Consider the following 15,603-nt stretch of genomic DNA (forward strand, 5'->3'; position numbering starts at 1 on the left):
TAAGGATACGGTATGGGAAAGAAACTCGATAAGAAGGCCCAGGCCGCCGTGGCAAAGGCTGCCAAGGGCGTCAAGGCCGCTAAAGTCGATAAGGCCGTCAAAAAATTCCGCAAGCTCGAGGGCAAGCTGTGGACTCGCGAGTACCTGCTCAAGATTGCCGAGTTCGATGGAGCGACTATTGCTCCCGCCAACGGTGCTGCCGCCCGTGCCGACGCCATGGGCACGCTTGCCGGCGAGCATCACAAGCTACTGACCAGCGAGAAGTCCGTTGAGCTCGTACGCTCGTTAGCGCGCGAGACGGTTGCAGGCGGACACCTAGACGACCCGCAGCTGCTCGACGAGATCCGCGTGCTCGGCCGCGATCAACGCGAGGCAAGCGTTATTCCTACCGAGGAGGCCGAGGCCTGGACCAGGCTCACCTGCGAGGCCGACGCCGTGTGGCACAAGGCCAAGGCGGCCAACGACTGGGCGAGCTTTGAGCCCTATGTGGATAGAATCGTCGCCCAGCTTAAGCATCAGGCCGAGCTCATGGACCCCAAGCGCGACCCATACGACGTTTGGCTCGACCAGTACGAGCGCGGCCTTTCCGCCAAGAGCTTCGATGCGTTTTGCGATGAGGTCAAGGCGACGGTCGTGCCGCTCGTGCACGCCATCGGCGAGCGCGGCCAGCACCCCGCTGCCGACTTTTTGCACGCCCGCGTGCCCGAGGCCGCCCAGCGCGCCATGAGCTTCGACCTTATGAAGCTCGTCGGCCTGAACCTGAACGACACCACGCTTGCCTTTACCGAACACCCGTTTAGCGAGGGCTTTGCCGTGGGTGACGCGCGCATCGCGACACACATCTACGAGAACGATTGCATCTCCAACGTCTACAGCATCATCCACGAGGCGGGACATGCCATGTACGAGCTGGGCGTCAATCCCGCCTATGCGCGCACCTGTCTTGAGGGCGGCACCTCCATGGGCATCCACGAGAGCCAGAGCCGCTTTTTCGAGAACACCGTGGGTCGCAGCCGCGCCTTTATGGGACCGCTGCTCGAGGTGCTGCGCCGCCACGCACCCGAGGTCTACGGCGACGTCGACGAGGACACGCTCTACCACGCCGTGAACATCGCGCAGCCTTCGCTGATCCGCACCGAGGCCGACGAGCTCACCTATCCGCTGCACGTTATGGTGCGCTACGAGATCGAGCGCATGCTGTTTGCCGGCGAGGCCACGGCCAAGGACATCCCCGCGCTTTGGAACCGCTTCATGGATGAGTACCTGGGCATTCCCGTTCCCGACGACACACACGGCTGCCTACAGGATACGCACTGGAGCGGCGGCTCGTTTGGCTACTTCCCCACCTATGCGCTGGGCAGCGCCTACGACGCCATGTTTGTGCCGGCCATGTGCCGCGACGGTGTCGACCTCAACGGCGCCTGTGCGAGCGGCGACCTGACACCCGTCCGCGCCTGGCTGGGCGAGCACATTTGGCAGTGGGGCCGCGCCAAGGACGCGCCGGAGCTCATCAAGGGCGCGTGCGGCATGGCGTTCGATGCCCGCTACTACTGCAGCTACCTGCGGGACAAGTTCACCACGCTCTACGAGCTGTAAGGCATAACCGACACGTCAACGCAAAGGGGACGCCGCGGAACCAATCCGCGGCGTCCCCTTTCCACCTAGTTGTTTAAGAACGTCCCCAATGACTACCTTACAGAGCTTCCAGCGCGGCGGCGATGCGCTTCATGGCGGCATCGGCGGATGCTTGGTCGGGCGCCTCGGCCAGCACGCGGATAACCGACTCGGTTCCGCTCTTGCGCACGAGCACGCGGCCCTCGCCTGCCAGCGCAGCCTCGGCCTCGGCGATGGCGTTCTGCACGCCCATGCTCTCGAGCGCGGCGTCCTTGTCCGCCACGTGCACGGCCACCTGCGCCTGCGGCAGCAGCTTGCACGGAGCCGTGAGCTGCGAGAGCGTCTCGCGCTCGGCACGAATCACTTCCATCACGCGCAGCGAGGTCATAATGCCGTCGCCCGTGCACTCGATATCGCCAAAGATCGTATGGCCCGTCTGCTCGCCGCCCAGGCTGTAGCCGCCCTCGCGCATCTTGGCATACACGTGACGGTCGCCCACGCCGCTGGTCACGGCGCTCAGTCCGGCAAGCTCCAGCGACTTGACCAGACCAAAGTTGCTGGCGATCGTCGGTACCACGGTACCGCCCGAGAGACGCCCGTGCTTGTTCAGATACACGCCGCACACGTACAGGATCTGGTCGCCGTCTACCACGCGGCCGCGTTCATCCACGGCCAGGCAGCGGTCGGCATCGCCGTCATAGGCAAAACCCACGTCCAGGCCCTGCTCCACCACGTGACGCTGCAGGCGCTCCATATGCGTGGAGCCGCAGTCGACGTTGATGTTAAAGCCATCGGGCGCGGCATTGATCACGCGCACGTCGGCACCGAGCGCGTCAAACACCGGCTTGGCCACCGAGGAAGCCGAGCCGTTGGCGCAGTCGATACCGATCTTGACGCCCTGCAGCGAAAAGTTCGCACTTGCAATGAGCGAAGCAATGTAGCGGTTGCGACCCTGCATGTAGTCCACCGTGGCGCCGATGTGGTTGCCCGTGGCCAGCGGCACCTCGCTCTTGCCATCGATGTAGTCCTCGATGAGCTCCAGCACGTCCTCGTCCATCTTAAAGCCGTCGCTGTTGACGAGCTTAATGCCGTTATCGCAAAACGGGTTGTGGCTCGCGCTGATCATGATGCCGCAATCGAAGCAGCCTTCCACAGTCTGATGCGCTACGCCTGGCGTGGGGATCACGTGCAGCATATAGGCGTCCGCACCGCTCGCGACCAGGCCGCTCACCAGCGCCGCCTCAAACATATAACTCGAGCGACGTGTGTCCTTGCCCACGATGACGCGCGCCTTGCGCTCGCGGTTGGCGCCGTAATACCAGCCCACAAAACGGCCAATCTTATAAGCGTGCTCTACCGTCAGCCCAACGTTGGCCTCACCGCGAAAGCCGTCGGTGCCAAAGTACTTCATGCGCTCTCCTTACAAAATAGGGGCGAACAGATTGCCTGTCCGCCCCAAAATGGTACTCGATTATCTGCGCTACCAGAAAAACCCTACGCCGACGCGCTGTCGCGAGCCGCCTGGCATGTAGGAGTCTGACGCAGCGTAAGCGGCTTGTCCCCCGCCTCGGCCGACGTGGTCAGCGTATACGTGATCGTCGTCGTCTCGCCAGCATGCAGGTCAACGGTGCCCGAATAGAAGGGGATTCCATGCCACGTAGCGGCACCAAGACCAAACTGGGTACCCTCAACCGTAAGGTCACTGATGTTGCCACCCGTCGGGGCAAACAACGAGACATTCAGACGCTCGTCGTCACGCGCGGCATCGGGCGCGCTCGCCGCAACGTAGTCGGGCAGCTTGCCAGCCTCCTCCTGCGTCATGATGTTCGTCAGGGTAACGGTGATGTGATAGGAGCACGTGCCGTCGCCGTTCTTCACGCCCTGACCAATCTGAGTGTCGGCGTTCAGATACCAGTCGAGCTTGGAGAAGCTCAGGTTGTTAAAGTAAACGCCGGCAACGGGATCGGCACTCGGATCATCCGGATCGGGCAGCGAAGCGTCAATGCCCGTCTCTTTGATGGCATTCTGCTCATCATCGTTTCTCATCCACGCGATCAGGCGGCCCTCTTCGGCACCGCGCTCAACGGCGCTGACAAGCTTCGTAACATCGACATCGCCGATACCGCCAAGGACCTTGTCGAAGGCAGCGCTGGCGACGGATGCAAAGATGCCGTCCGACTCCTCGACCGGATAGTTCCAGTACACATCGTGCATGAGGACCTTTGCGGCGTTGGTGCCGTCGACAACCGTTCCGTCGGGCAGTGACACGTTACCGACCAGGCCCAGCAGATACTGCAGGAACACCGGGTCGATACCGATGACGCCATCAACGTCCTGTCCATACTGGGACTTCCACAGCGCGGCGACACGCTGCGAGTTGCGGGGCCAATCAGGCGAATAGGTATTGCCCGAGTTGTACAGGTTGCTGTGGTTGCCGAACAGCGCCTCATCCTCTTCGTCGACGCTCTCGACCGCCTCATCCTCGCTGAGTCCAATGCGGGGAACAAACTCGCCAATCGACATCTGACCGTCGGTGACCGAAATCAGGCCCTGCGAACCGCCAAAGCCGCCGCAGGCACGAATCTCGACGTTGTTCATGGCGTACATAAGGTAGTTGCGCGTCTGGCCGTTGGCGCCGAGCATCTGGGGAAGGACGGGGGCGACCTTCTCCGCCGCGTCAACCGCGCCGTTGAGGGTGGCAAAGCCGTCCTTGGCCTTATCGACCAGCTCGGTCACCTGGGAAATATGAGTATCGCCAATGCCCTGGACCTTCTCGTTGGCGCTCTTGAACACCTTCGAGCTGCTGGAAAGCGAATCGGCGACCGCCTGCAGCGCGGACACGTTAATCATGCCGTCCTGGAACAGCTTGCCGGGCGTAGCCTGCGAAAGGTTATCGGCCATGGGAACCAGCGCATTGCTCGAGACATCGGACAGGGCGTCAATCATGGTGCGGGCCGCATTGATATCGCTGCCATACACCGGGATAAACGAAGCCGCCGTCCACAGCGGGCTCGAGGTCTCCGCCTTCATGCTGTTACAGAGCTCATCGATCTTCTTCGCGTCGTCAGGCAGCGTCGAAAAATCGCCCGACGTGACCTTGTCCTTAAGGCCACCGACGATCTCGACAGCCTCCTTCGCTTCGCTCTTTACGGTCTTTGCCGAGTTAAGCAGCATAAAGCCGCTTGCGCCAAGCGCAACGAGAAGCACCGCGACTACAGCGGCAATAATGGCGCCGGTGTGACGCTTTTTGCGCTCGCCCTTGCGATGGCGATGACGGACCAGACCGTCAGAGGTCGAACTCGACGAAGCATCGCTACCGTAGTTCAAGCCAAAATCGTAATAATCTTCCTTGGAACCCGAGCCCGCAAACTCGGCACCGCTATCATCCAGGCGGGCGAACGTGCCTGTCTCGGAGGCGCCGGTGTAAATCGTGCCGAGGTTACCCGTAAGCCCCGCGCCACCGGCAGAGGGAGTATTGTTGTCGGCCTTGCCGGCATTAACGTTGCCGGCGCCATTCGCGGCGTTGGCAGCACCTGCGTTGTTCGCAGGTACCGAAGGAGCCCCGCTCGGCTGCGACGCAGAGGTTGCACCGCCCGCAAAGACATTTCCTCTTGCACGGCCGGTCTTTTTTGCCTTTTGAGACTGCTCGTACAGAGCGGTAAACATCGCCGTCTCGCCCGGGGACACGCGCTTACCGGAACCGCCCTGTCCAGCGCCGCCCGGCGTGCCGGCCTTACCAGCCCCGTTCGGACGCGGCGGAACTGCAGGGCGGCCGCTATCGCTGCCCTTAAAGTGATTACCAGCCATAAAGAAATCCTCGCAATTGAGTCGCAATGAAAAAGTCCATAACGTTACTAGTTTATGGCATTTTGAGCATCGACAGCTAAACTCCAGACACGGACATCAATTGGCGAAAATGCGGCACAACACCTTTTCCGTCTTGGCAGCGGCGCTAGCTACACCGTGAGGAACATCATCACGATGATCATGACAAAGCCGATAAGGTCGGTCGGCAAAAACACCGTCCCCAGCATAACGGCGCTGGTGATGGTCGCCGAAACCGGCTCCACAGTTCCGATGAGGCTCGCGCGCACCGAGCCGATGTCCTTAACGCCCTGCATATAAAGCATGTAAGCAAAAAACGAGCCGATAACCACGAACACCGCGAGCGCCTCGATGCCGGCAGCGTCGAGCGCCGGCATATGCGCCCAGGGCTGCACGAAGACGCACGAGACCACGCCCGCCGTGAGCATTGCCGAGCCCGTGACGATGGGGCTGCCGTATTCGGGCAGGATCTTGGCGGGAATCACCGCCATACACGCGGCGCTGACCGCACACATAAGACCTGCTGCCAGGCCAAGCGGCGAGATATTCAGGCTGGTGGGGTCGCCGCCGGTGGCGATTAAAAAGGTTCCACCCAGAGCCAGGCCAATGCCGATGACTTCGCGAGTACGCGGCATACGGCGATCGGTCACGCAGGCGTAGCCCATGATGATAACGAGCTGCAGGCACTGGAGCACCGTCGCGGTTCCGGCGTTCGTCAGGCGCACGGCCGAAAGATAGCAAAACTGGTTGAACAGCAGGCCAAAAGCGGTAAAGAGCAGCAGCTGCTTGCGATCAGCGGGCGTCGTCCAAAGCTTGACCAGGCGTGCGCGGTCGCGCGTGACAACCACAGCCATAAAGAGCAGGCCGGCGAGAATCTGACGCACGCTCATAAGCCACAGCGTATCGACATGGTAGGTATCGAACAAAAAACTCGCGCTGGTGCCCGAGAAGCCCCAAAACGAACCGCCCACCAGCGTAGCCAAGACGCCCGTGATCATCTTGCGCGTCGAAGCGCTGTTCAGGCGGTCGCGCCATGCGCGACGGGTGTTGCGGCTGAGCTCGTCGGTGCCCTCGGGCACATCAATGTTCGATATATCGGTCATCGGCACCGAAGCCCCTGCGCCTTCGACCTGCTCGACACACTCTTTGCTCATTCCACTCCCCCGAAACAGCCTGGAAACAATTCGGCTTACCTTACCACGGCGAAGTCACCAGCTGGAGGCTTGTCCGCTTATCGGTAGGACAATTCCGCAGGCGTCTTTCCATAGCTCGATACCGCAATGGCCTTGCATTATGCGACAGCCAAATCGCGGCAGCAGGCTCTTTTGAAATGGATGCGACAAAGCCCCCGAATTCCACAATGTAAGCGATTTTTAAAAATGTTCTTGCCACCGAGTTCAGGCTCCGTTATATTATCCCTTGCGCGCTTGCGCACCCTTGATCGGGCGTTTAGCTCAGGGGGAGAGCGCTTCCCTGACACGGAAGAGGTCAGAAGTTCAAATCTTCTAACGCCCACCAAATGTTCGCAGCTCAGAGGCTATGTCCTCTGGGCTGTTTTGTTTTATGTCGCCAAATCAGCTGGCAGCTCCAACCGCCCAACTAGCCAAAAGCCGACCATCTACTTGCCGATCTATTCATCGGCATAACCAATCAGTCCGCACCGCAACTTCTCAGCAAAACGCCGCGATGTCTGCGCCCTGCGGTATCCTTGAGCCACTTGCACCTGCAGCACCAAGGAGCCGCCATGCGCACCGAGCTCGATGTCCCCTTTTCGCACAAAGAAGAAGCCAAGGCGCTGGGCGCCAAATGGGACCGGACCAAGAAGATCTGGTATGTACCCAGCGGCGTCAACCCCGAGCCCTTTGCCGAGTGGCTGCCCGGTGTTGACCGATCCGACCCCTCAGCGCCGTATATATATCTAGTACTGGGCAAGCGCGAGTGCTGGAAGTGTCACAAAGAGACCTCGGTCGCAGCCTTCGGCATTCCCTATCGAACCGATAACGACGAGAGCATCGCCATCGCGCACGCGCCCAACGAAGCCGGGTACATTGCCATCGACACGGCCAACGCCAACGCACTCGCCATCGTGCCCGCTCTTGGCTGCGTACCGGGCGAGATCCGCGACTACCTTCATAAGCGCTGCGGCTACAAGCCCGTAGGCGCGCGAGCCTCCAAAGCCCCGTCGCTCGGCAACACGTGCACCAGTTGCGACGCGCTGCAAGGCAGCCGCTATCTGTTCGAGGAGCCCTCGTCCCCGTTTGCCCTCACTGCCATCAACAAGCTGCCGGCACTGGAGTTTATACGCGTCGAAGTTGCCGGCGTCTTTGGCGTCCCGGTCACGCGTACCGACTTTGACCAGGCGCTCTTTACCTGGGCACGCGACCATCACGCCGAGTTCCACAAGCAACTCGGTGAGGGGATTTATTTGTAGAGGCAAAAGACACTCACAGCCAACTCCTCCGCATCACCTATCCCTCGTCGCCGGCGTCGTACACGATATCGAGGCCACAAACAGGGCATTTCTCCGGATACACCGGCATATGAACGCCTGTCCGTTTTCTCACTTCGTCGCTGAGTCTGTCGCGCGCATCGATAAACCGAATGTCGAGACACGGTATTTGCGAGCCGCAGCAAGGGCAGGTGACGACAAACGACGCGCAATCAACCTCTACGCTCGGAAACATATTGTTGTCTATAAGGGCACACGGCAGTTTTCCGTACTTCCCCATCGCAATATCGCCTCGCCAGCTCATATACGCTCCCCTCTCGCTATACAAATCAGGAAGAGCATGCACCGGCGGGCGTGCGCGAGATTGCATCGCCACGCGATCCGATCAAACAACACGATCGTCAAAGAATGCCAAAGCCAAATACGCTAATACGGCAGAAGCCCCGCCTTTTCACGCTTCTTTTCCGAGCGATCGAACTCAATGCGATGGGCCTCAAGAAACACCGTATCGGGTCGCCACTGACGCTCATCCGGCTGCCTTAGCGTCGCACCCGCAAAGGAAGCGTAGTCGGTCTTATCCAGCAGGTACGATCCGCACAGCCGATATTCGCCGCAAACAGGCTCAAACGAAATCAGGTGAGCATCAAATAGGGAATGAAGATCGCGCCGAAGCAGAATACCGTTGCTGGCAACCTGCGATTTGGGTCCCGAGTAATTCTCGATATGTGCAGCCTCCAGAGCTTCACTGACGCCGCAGTCCGACACCGCGCAACGGCCATCATAGGCGGCAACGAGCTGCTTGCGGAACCATTGCTGCCCCAATCGCTCGCGCCTTAACGCATAGCGGACCTTTTCGTCGTCGGTCGCACCCTGTCCGGCAAACTCAATATCGACGGGTATGTGCTTCAGATAACTCATGTCGGGCGCAAAACGAGGGTCCGGTCCGCCTTTATGAACAGGACCGTGCAGAACAAACCATCCATTTTCGGGCTCGAACCGCTCAACAAACGCAAGGCCGAGCACCTTATAGCCCACCTCGGTTGCAAATATGACTCCGACTGGGACGCCACATTCCATGCAGTTGAGCATTTTACGGTTGTAATTCTGGTCTCGAGAACCAACGGCTCCTGGCGCTTGGACCGAATACTTAATGACCCACGTACCGTCATCCAAATAGAGCGGAGGCACATCGGTGTAGAAGCTCTTTTTAGAGTTATGGACCGAAAGCGCAAAGATCTTATTGGGATCTTGCTTCACCCGATCCTGGCCCGGCCAGAAGATCCCTGAATCCCGCGTTACGGGAAAGAAGTCCGAGCCAATTCTCAAACGATACTGATACTGAGGGCTATCTTCCTTGGTGTGGTGCGGAAGGCTGGTCCAAACGCCGCCGCGCTGTTCCTCACCCAGAAACCACTCCCATGCCTCAACGTATTCGGAAGGCACGAGACTGCGGGCGCGGTCATAGCTTGGTCCATCCATCAACGGAACAGCAAGGTCAATGTCGTTCATCGCCAGCACCTACAACCATACGAACGCGAGTCATGCCCTTCAATAATATGGCCGAGAGTCAATTATTACGAGATCTCATTCCACGATCGGCACATCGTTGATGCTCTCGGTTTGCCGCTGGCGCGCTTGTACCCCGCTACCCCACTTCCCTGTATACTGATGTAGCACGTGTTTCATCCGGGCTTGTTGGGCCGGGTCGTTCATGGGAGGTTCTTGTGGCTGTTTCGAATCCGCCTAAGGGAAGCGTTTCTTCTTCGTCCATCAAGCCGGTTACGCGCAAGGCCGTGCGTTGCCAGCGCGAGGTCGCTTGGCTTGTCACGCAGGCAGCAGGCAGACTCGTGGCGAGCACGGAGGACGTCAATGCTCCCACACCGAGCTTTGTGCTGGCAGCGGCGCTGAATCGAGTACGCCGGCTGGAACTCGTCGCACAAGAAGACGGCAGCCATCTTGGCTACCAGGACGCTATGGCGCCCGACCTGTTGACCTTTTGTCGCATGACCAAATTGCCCGCCGCGCCCAATACGCTTTCGGACGCAGGCTACATGTTTACGCTCTCGGGCGCGGACCTTATCCGCAACATCTATGCATACTGCAGCGAGCTCGCCAAGCGCAGCGTCTTTGGCACGGCTGAAGTCAAACCGGGATATGTCATCAAGCTGGTTCTTAGGCTGTTCTTGATGGACGGGTTCGGGGCCATGCCGGCGTAAGCCGAGTCTTTAGCATCACCGTCGACTGGGCAACAACCGCTTTACCTTAGTGGGCGCCAATCGAGGGTCGATTATTGAGTCGCCTCGTCCACTAACGCATTTATTCCACGCGCTCTGACAGTCGATATTTGCGGTTGCGGCTTGTCGACGGCGCCGTGGGCTCAAGCTCGCCTTGAGCAATGAGCGCGTTGACGCGCGACCTAACCTGGGAAATTGTAAGCCCCGTGCGTTCTGCCAGCTCACGCGTCCCCAGCTCGCCGTAGTGTTTGAGTGCCGTCACAATTAAGCCCCCGCCATGATCGACCGGCTCGATCTTTGAACGGTAAAGTACGACCTTGAACCGATCGAACCCCGGGCAGAACAGGGGCTCGGCCAGACCATGCGCGCGCATGGCATCGATCATCATCGGGATGCCCGAGCCATTGCCCTCAGCCGGCGAACCTGCGCCATCCGGCAGCGGGACAATCGACATGAGTTTCATGAGCGTCGCGTTACGGCATCGGGAGCTGCCGTCAAACAAGTTCTCGCGAGTCTTTCCCCCGTAAAGGCCGCCAGGATTCGTCACCTCGACACGATCGTCAAAGACGTCGACGGTAATCGATTGTCCACAGAACCAATCCCCGTATTCTCGATGGATTACGGCGTTGGCGATTGCCTCGCGCAGAACCTCCTCGGGAATCTCCAGCGAGTCGACACGCGAGACGCCTTGGACGGTCGAGGTTCGCCGCAAATTCTTGGCGACGGCCGCGACAGCATCCGAGATCATCTCGCCCAACGTTCCCTCACAGATTGTGCGGTCCATGAACCTCAGCGACCCCGCCGTGCCTTTCCGGGTCCCCGCATAGACAGCCATGTCGATAAAGAGCTTGGGATAAAACTGCTGAGGGTAGGTGCCCGCAACTAGGAGTCCAGCCTTGGTGACATTGCCCTGGGAATCAAGGAAATTTAGGCGCTCCAGCTTCGTTTGTTTGTCCGGCGCGCCGCGCATTGCCCGAGGCGTCAACGAGAAAGCCCGATCTATCGTACGGTCGACCAGCGCCTCGTCGAGATCGTCCGCGCCCGCGCCCGCCACCGCGTCGCGATCGCTCGGAGTCGCTCGACCGTATGACGCCAATGCGAGCACCTCGGTCGACGAAAGCGGGACATCTTTGTCATCGATGCGTTTGTAGCTGCCACCTTGAGCGCCCCGCTCTATGACATAACAAGGCTTGCTCGACGGGTCGAGCTCCTCAATCGTGATGACCAGAACCACGGTGCCCTGGAGCTCCACGCGCTCAATGGTGTATTTGGGCGGATTGGCCAGCTTTCCGCGACCGCCGGCATCGCCCATGCCCGCCACGAATTGGTTGAGCACTTTCTCGGTCTCAAAGTTTGCAACTGGGACAAAACCCGCGCGCTCACTCACTCCGAGTACGATGATGCCGCCGGCGGTGTTTGCGAAAGCGCTGACCGTTTCCCATACGTCGCGGGAAAGCGTTGTGGCGCTCTCCTTGACCTCGACGTTAAGATCGTCCGAGCCCATGCGCCTTAAAGACTCGAGCAGACCGGCCAGTTCGTTTTCGTTCATCCGCACGTCCTTTCGCTCGGTTCTGCGAAGAATGCCGCGAATGGATTTCCTTCGTCTCTCAGTTATCTCTCGTAATTATCTCTCATCTTTCTGTTCTCTCTCATATTAGAAATGAGTGAGAGATAACAGATAAGATGTCTGCCATCTGTTTCATATAAACATGTTTTTGCTGGTAGAACAATCGGTATTGAGATAATACCATGATTGCTTGTCTCTTTGCTGCTCAGTTATCTCTCATATTTATCTCTCGTCTTTCTGTTATCTCTCGTATTCGTGACGAATGAGAGATGTGCGGGCGGCGGATGAGTGTGGATTTTGGACGGTCGGGAAATGAGGGTGGATATTTGGACGGTATTTGGGCGTTTTGAGGCTGATTCCGTCCGAAAATCCACTCTCATTCGATAGGCGTCCAAGTTTCCACGCTCGCGCGGCGGGCACGCGGGGCCTTTACCCAATCCGCTGGCATCGTCTCCAGTTCGCCGCAGGGTCGCGGCCCCATATGGGTATACTCTCGTGGATTCGACTCGATTCGCCCCCGCTGGGGCGTCAAAGGAGACTGCATATGCCCACTACCTCAACCGACCCGCGCGCCGCAGCCGCTGCACTGCTGGTGCCCGGCACCACCTGCCACGGCTTTGCCGTCGAGCGCTGCGAGACCGTGCCTGAGCTCGACTCGGACGCCTACGTGCTGCGCCACACTGCCTCGGGCGCTCGCCTGCTGTACCTGGCATGCGACGACGAAAACAAGGCCTTTGCCATTGGCTTTAAGACGCCGCCGGCCGATTCCACCGGCGTGTTCCATATTCTTGAGCACTCGGTCCTGTGCGGATCGGCCAAATTTCCCGTCAAGGAGCCGTTCGTGGACCTGATCAAGAGCTCCATGCAGACGTTCCTCAACGCCATGACCTACCCCGACAAGACCATCTACCCCGTTGCCACCACCAACGAACAGGACCTGTACAACCTGATGGACGTGTACCTGGACGCGGTGTTCAACCCGGCCATCTATACCAAGCCCACCATTTTTGAGCAGGAGGGCTGGCACTACGAACTGAACCTGCCGGAGGGCGACGGCGACAGCAGCGCCGCGAGCCTGCACGAGGGCACGCTGCGTTATAACGGCGTGGTGTTCAACGAGATGAAGGGCGCGCTGTCCGACCCCATGAGCGTGCTGGACGATGCCGTCAACGCCGCGCTCTATCCCGACACCGCCTATGCGCACGAAAGCGGCGGCGACCCGCGCGCGATTCCCGCGCTCACCTACGAGCAGTTCCTGGACACGCACGCGCGACACTACAATCCCTCCAACTCCTACATCACGCTCTACGGCGACCTAGATGTGGACCGTGCACTGGCCTTTTTGGACGAGCGTTATCTGTCGCAGCCGAGTGCCGCGAGCCGCCGCATGGACGCTGCCGTCGCCGCCGGCGAGAACCCGTCCACGCTGGCGCCCAATCCGCTGGGCGTGCAGGCACCCGTGACCTGCGAGTACAAGCGCGTCGAGATGGCCACTACACCCGAGAACGCCCTGGTGGGCCTGGGTCTTGTGCTGGGCAGCGCGCTCGACCGCAAACGCACGATCGCGGCGGATATCCTGTTTGAGGCACTGCTGGGCTCCAACGAAGCGCCAGTTAAGAAGGCCATTCTGGCCGCCGGCCTGGGCGGCAATGTGGTGAGCTACACCGCGGCCGAGAGCCTGCAGCCCTACGAGCTCATCATGCTGCAAAACGCGCAGCCCGGCGTGGCGCGCGAGCTTCGCCGCGTGTTCCAGGACGCCTGCCGCGACCTATGCGAGCATGGCGTTCCACGCGAGCGCCTGGAAGCCATCATCAGCAGCAACGAATACGACCTGCGCCAGCGCGACTACGGTATCGCCGACGGCGTGGCCATTGCGTGCGACGCGCTGAGCACGTGGCTCTACGATGACGACGCCGCGACGCTGGCGCTCAAGTACGGCCCGGTGTACGAGGAGCTGCGCAGTGAGCTGGACGGCAGCTATTTTGAGGACCTGCTGCGCGAACTGGTGCTGCAGAACGATCACATGGCACTGGTCGAGCTGGTGCCGGTGGACGCCGCCGAGGGTTCGGAGGGTGCCGAGGCCGCCGAGCTGGCAGCCAAGCGCGATGCCATGACCGATGCCGAGCTGGCCGACGTGGTCGAGCGCACGGCCGCGCTGCGTGCCGCGCAGGAGGCGGAAGACACACCCGAGGCCAAGGCCACGCTGCCGCGCCTGCGCGTGTCCGACATTGGCGAGGCGCGCCCCGAGCCGCCACTGGTCGTGGACACGACCGCGCCCATCCCCTGCCTGCGCCACGACATCCCCACCAACCGTCTGGCCTACGCCATGCAGTATTTCGACCTGAGCTGCGTCGCGTTTGAGGACCTGCCCTATGTGACACTGCTCTGCCGCCTGCTTAAGCAGCTGCCCACGCGCGAGCACTCGGCCGAGGAACTCGACAACTTGCTCGCTGGCAAGCTCGGCTTTTTGAGCTTTACGACCGAAGTCATGACGCAGCCCGACGTGGACGGCGTGCGCCCCTACCTGCTGGTGAGCGCCGGCGCCCTGTCCGAGAAGATCGATGCGCTGGCGAGTCTGCCGCGCAAGGTATGGTCGAGCACGCTTTTGGCAGACGCCGACGCCGACCGCGTGCGAGACGTGCTCACGCAGATTCGCATTGGGCTTGAGCAGGGCTTTATCAACAACGGCCACTCGGCAGCGCTCGGTCGCGCGATGAGCTACAGCTCGCCTTCGGCCGTGGTGCGTGAGCAGCTCTCGGGCGTAGACTTCTACCTGTTCCTGCGCGATTTGCTCGAGCACTTTGACGAGCGCGTGGACGGGCTGCGTACCAAGCTTGCCGAGCTGGCGGAGCGCATCTTTGTGGCCGATGGCTGCATGGCGAGCTTTACCGGCAGCGACGAGGACTTTGACGCGTACTGGGATGCCGCGGGCGACCTGGGGCTGGATGCGGGCGATGGTGCCGGCCGCGACGCGCTCGCGGTGCCGGCGCCGTGCGACCGCCACGAGGCTTTCGTGATCCCCAGCGACATCTGCTTTGCCGCGCGTGCGTGCGATCCGCGTCGCCTGGGCATTGACGTGACAGGCGCTTGGGCCGTGGCTGCCAACGCGCTCTCCTACGATTACCTGTGGAACGAGATTCGCGTGAAGGGCGGTGCGTACGGCTGCGGATTCCGCGCAGCCGGCGAGCGCCAGACGGCGTTCTACACCTACCGCGACCCGGCGATCGATCCTTCGATTGAGCGCGTGGAGCGCGCGGGCGCATGGCTTGGCAGCTTTGAGCCCGACGAGGCCGCCTTTGAGGGCTTTATTGTGAGCTGCGTGAGCGGCATGGACGCGCCGGTGAAGCCGTACGCGCTCACCAAGCGCCGCAACACGACCTACCTGGCCGGGCTCGATCCGCATGCGCGCGAGGAGCGTCGCGCCCAGATGCTCGCCGCCACGCCCGGTGAGCTGCGCTCGCTCGGCGCCGACGTGACGCGCATCGCAGCCGAGTCGCCCACCTGCGTCTTTGGCGGCCGAGACGTCATCGCCAAGAGCAACGCCGGCTTTAACGTCATCGACCTGCTGGGCTAACGCACAAAGGTAGATTTTTGGGACATGACCGAAAATCTACCTTTTTCTTTTGCCGCAGTCTGCCGATTTGTCTCGATCTGTAACGCTAAGGCGGCAATATTGGCTCCAGATGTTACAAATCGAGACGTTTCCGGATGACGCCGGCCCTTTGTCTCAATCTGTAACATCTAGGTCCAATTTTGCCGAGTTACTGTTACAGATCGAGACGAACTGCCGCAAACATCCGCTCTTCGTCAAAACCCACGAAGGTGTCCATGAACTGCCCCATTACAGTCTGAAATAGGCCATCGATAAATTTCGATGGCGAGCATTCGGCGCATTGCCTACGATACGGGCAAGC

At 60.5% G+C, this 15,603-nt stretch carries 9 protein-coding genes and 1 tRNA gene; 5 read left to right on the forward strand and 5 right to left on the reverse strand.

The features are described 5' to 3' along the window. The first annotated feature begins 12 nt into the window (after positions 1–12). On the forward strand, positions 13–1,596 hold the full coding sequence (locus ABHT90_RS04440) for a carboxypeptidase M32 (RefSeq protein ID WP_346981753.1): 1,584 nt from the start codon (positions 13–15) through the stop codon (positions 1,594–1,596). A gap of 97 nt (positions 1,597–1,693) precedes the next feature. Here the strand turns inward: ABHT90_RS04440 and glmM are convergent, their stop codons facing one another. The 3 genes from glmM to ABHT90_RS04455 form a co-directional block, all read right to left on the reverse strand. Then, positions 1,694–3,025, reverse strand: coding sequence for a phosphoglucosamine mutase (glmM, locus tag ABHT90_RS04445; protein ID WP_346981754.1), 1,332 nt, complete (start codon positions 3,023–3,025; stop codon positions 1,694–1,696). 83 nt (positions 3,026–3,108) lie between these two features. Further along, complete coding sequence (locus ABHT90_RS04450) at positions 3,109–5,421, reverse strand: DUF4012 domain-containing protein (protein ID WP_035136797.1); 2,313 nt, start codon at positions 5,419–5,421, stop codon at positions 3,109–3,111. 149 nt (positions 5,422–5,570) lie between these two features. Next, entirely contained in the window at positions 5,571–6,593 is a 1,023-nt protein-coding gene (locus tag ABHT90_RS04455) for a DMT family transporter (protein WP_192919570.1), read from the reverse strand. A 289-nt stretch (positions 6,594–6,882) separates the two neighbouring features. Here ABHT90_RS04455 and ABHT90_RS04460 point away from each other — a divergent pair. Further along, a tRNA-Val gene (locus ABHT90_RS04460) sits at positions 6,883–6,957 on the forward strand. Between the two features lie 226 nt (positions 6,958–7,183). Beyond that, entirely contained in the window at positions 7,184–7,870 is a 687-nt protein-coding gene (locus ABHT90_RS04465; RefSeq protein WP_052043999.1) for a DUF5710 domain-containing protein, read from the forward strand. Positions 7,871–8,314: 444 nt separating this feature from the next. Here ABHT90_RS04465 and ABHT90_RS04470 read toward each other — a convergent pair whose 3' ends face one another. Further along, the gene (locus ABHT90_RS04470; RefSeq protein ID WP_346981755.1) at positions 8,315–9,397 is read right to left on the reverse strand and encodes an HNH endonuclease; all 1,083 of its coding nucleotides are present in this window, start codon (positions 9,395–9,397) and stop codon (positions 8,315–8,317) included. A gap of 215 nt (positions 9,398–9,612) precedes the next feature. Here ABHT90_RS04470 and ABHT90_RS04475 point away from each other — a divergent pair, with 215 nt between their 5' ends. After that, positions 9,613–10,104, forward strand: a complete 492-nt coding sequence (locus ABHT90_RS04475) for a hypothetical protein (protein ID WP_346981756.1) — start codon at positions 9,613–9,615, stop codon at positions 10,102–10,104. A gap of 100 nt (positions 10,105–10,204) precedes the next feature. Here ABHT90_RS04475 and ABHT90_RS04480 read toward each other — a convergent pair whose 3' ends face one another. Continuing rightward, positions 10,205–11,671 carry an ATP-binding protein gene (locus ABHT90_RS04480; RefSeq protein WP_346981757.1) on the reverse strand — a complete coding sequence of 489 codons (1,467 nt, stop codon included), beginning with the start codon at positions 11,669–11,671 and terminating at the stop codon, positions 10,205–10,207. Between the two features lie 562 nt (positions 11,672–12,233). Here ABHT90_RS04480 and ABHT90_RS04485 point away from each other — a divergent pair. Next, positions 12,234–15,263: an insulinase family protein gene (locus ABHT90_RS04485; protein ID WP_346981758.1), complete on the forward strand. Its 3,030-nt coding sequence runs from the start codon at positions 12,234–12,236 to the stop codon at positions 15,261–15,263. The last annotated feature ends 340 nt before the right edge of the window (positions 15,264–15,603 follow it).

Source organism: Collinsella aerofaciens (assembly GCF_039758815.1).
GTDB classification, from domain to species: domain Bacteria; phylum Actinomycetota; class Coriobacteriia; order Coriobacteriales; family Coriobacteriaceae; genus Collinsella; species Collinsella aerofaciens_BP.

Bases quoted from the DNA above. Each gene is read 5' to 3' on its own strand.
- ABHT90_RS04450 (WP_035136797.1), bottom strand. From the start codon at position 5,421: ATGGCTGGTAATCACTTTAAGGGCAGCGATAGCGGCCGCCCTGCAGTT.
- ABHT90_RS04480 (WP_346981757.1), bottom strand. From the start codon at position 11,671: ATGAACGAAAACGAACTGGCCGGTCTGCTCGAGTCTTTAAGGCGCATG.
- ABHT90_RS04485 (WP_346981758.1), top strand. From the start codon at position 12,234: ATGCCCACTACCTCAACCGACCCGCGCGCCGCAGCCGCTGCACTGCTG.
- ABHT90_RS04465 (WP_052043999.1), top strand. From the start codon at position 7,184: ATGCGCACCGAGCTCGATGTCCCCTTTTCGCACAAAGAAGAAGCCAAG.
- glmM (WP_346981754.1), bottom strand. From the start codon at position 3,025: ATGAAGTACTTTGGCACCGACGGCTTTCGCGGTGAGGCCAACGTTGGG.
- ABHT90_RS04470 (WP_346981755.1), bottom strand. From the start codon at position 9,397: ATGAACGACATTGACCTTGCTGTTCCGTTGATGGATGGACCAAGCTAT.
- ABHT90_RS04440 (WP_346981753.1), top strand. From the start codon at position 13: ATGGGAAAGAAACTCGATAAGAAGGCCCAGGCCGCCGTGGCAAAGGCT.
- ABHT90_RS04455 (WP_192919570.1), bottom strand. From the start codon at position 6,593: ATGAGCAAAGAGTGTGTCGAGCAGGTCGAAGGCGCAGGGGCTTCGGTG.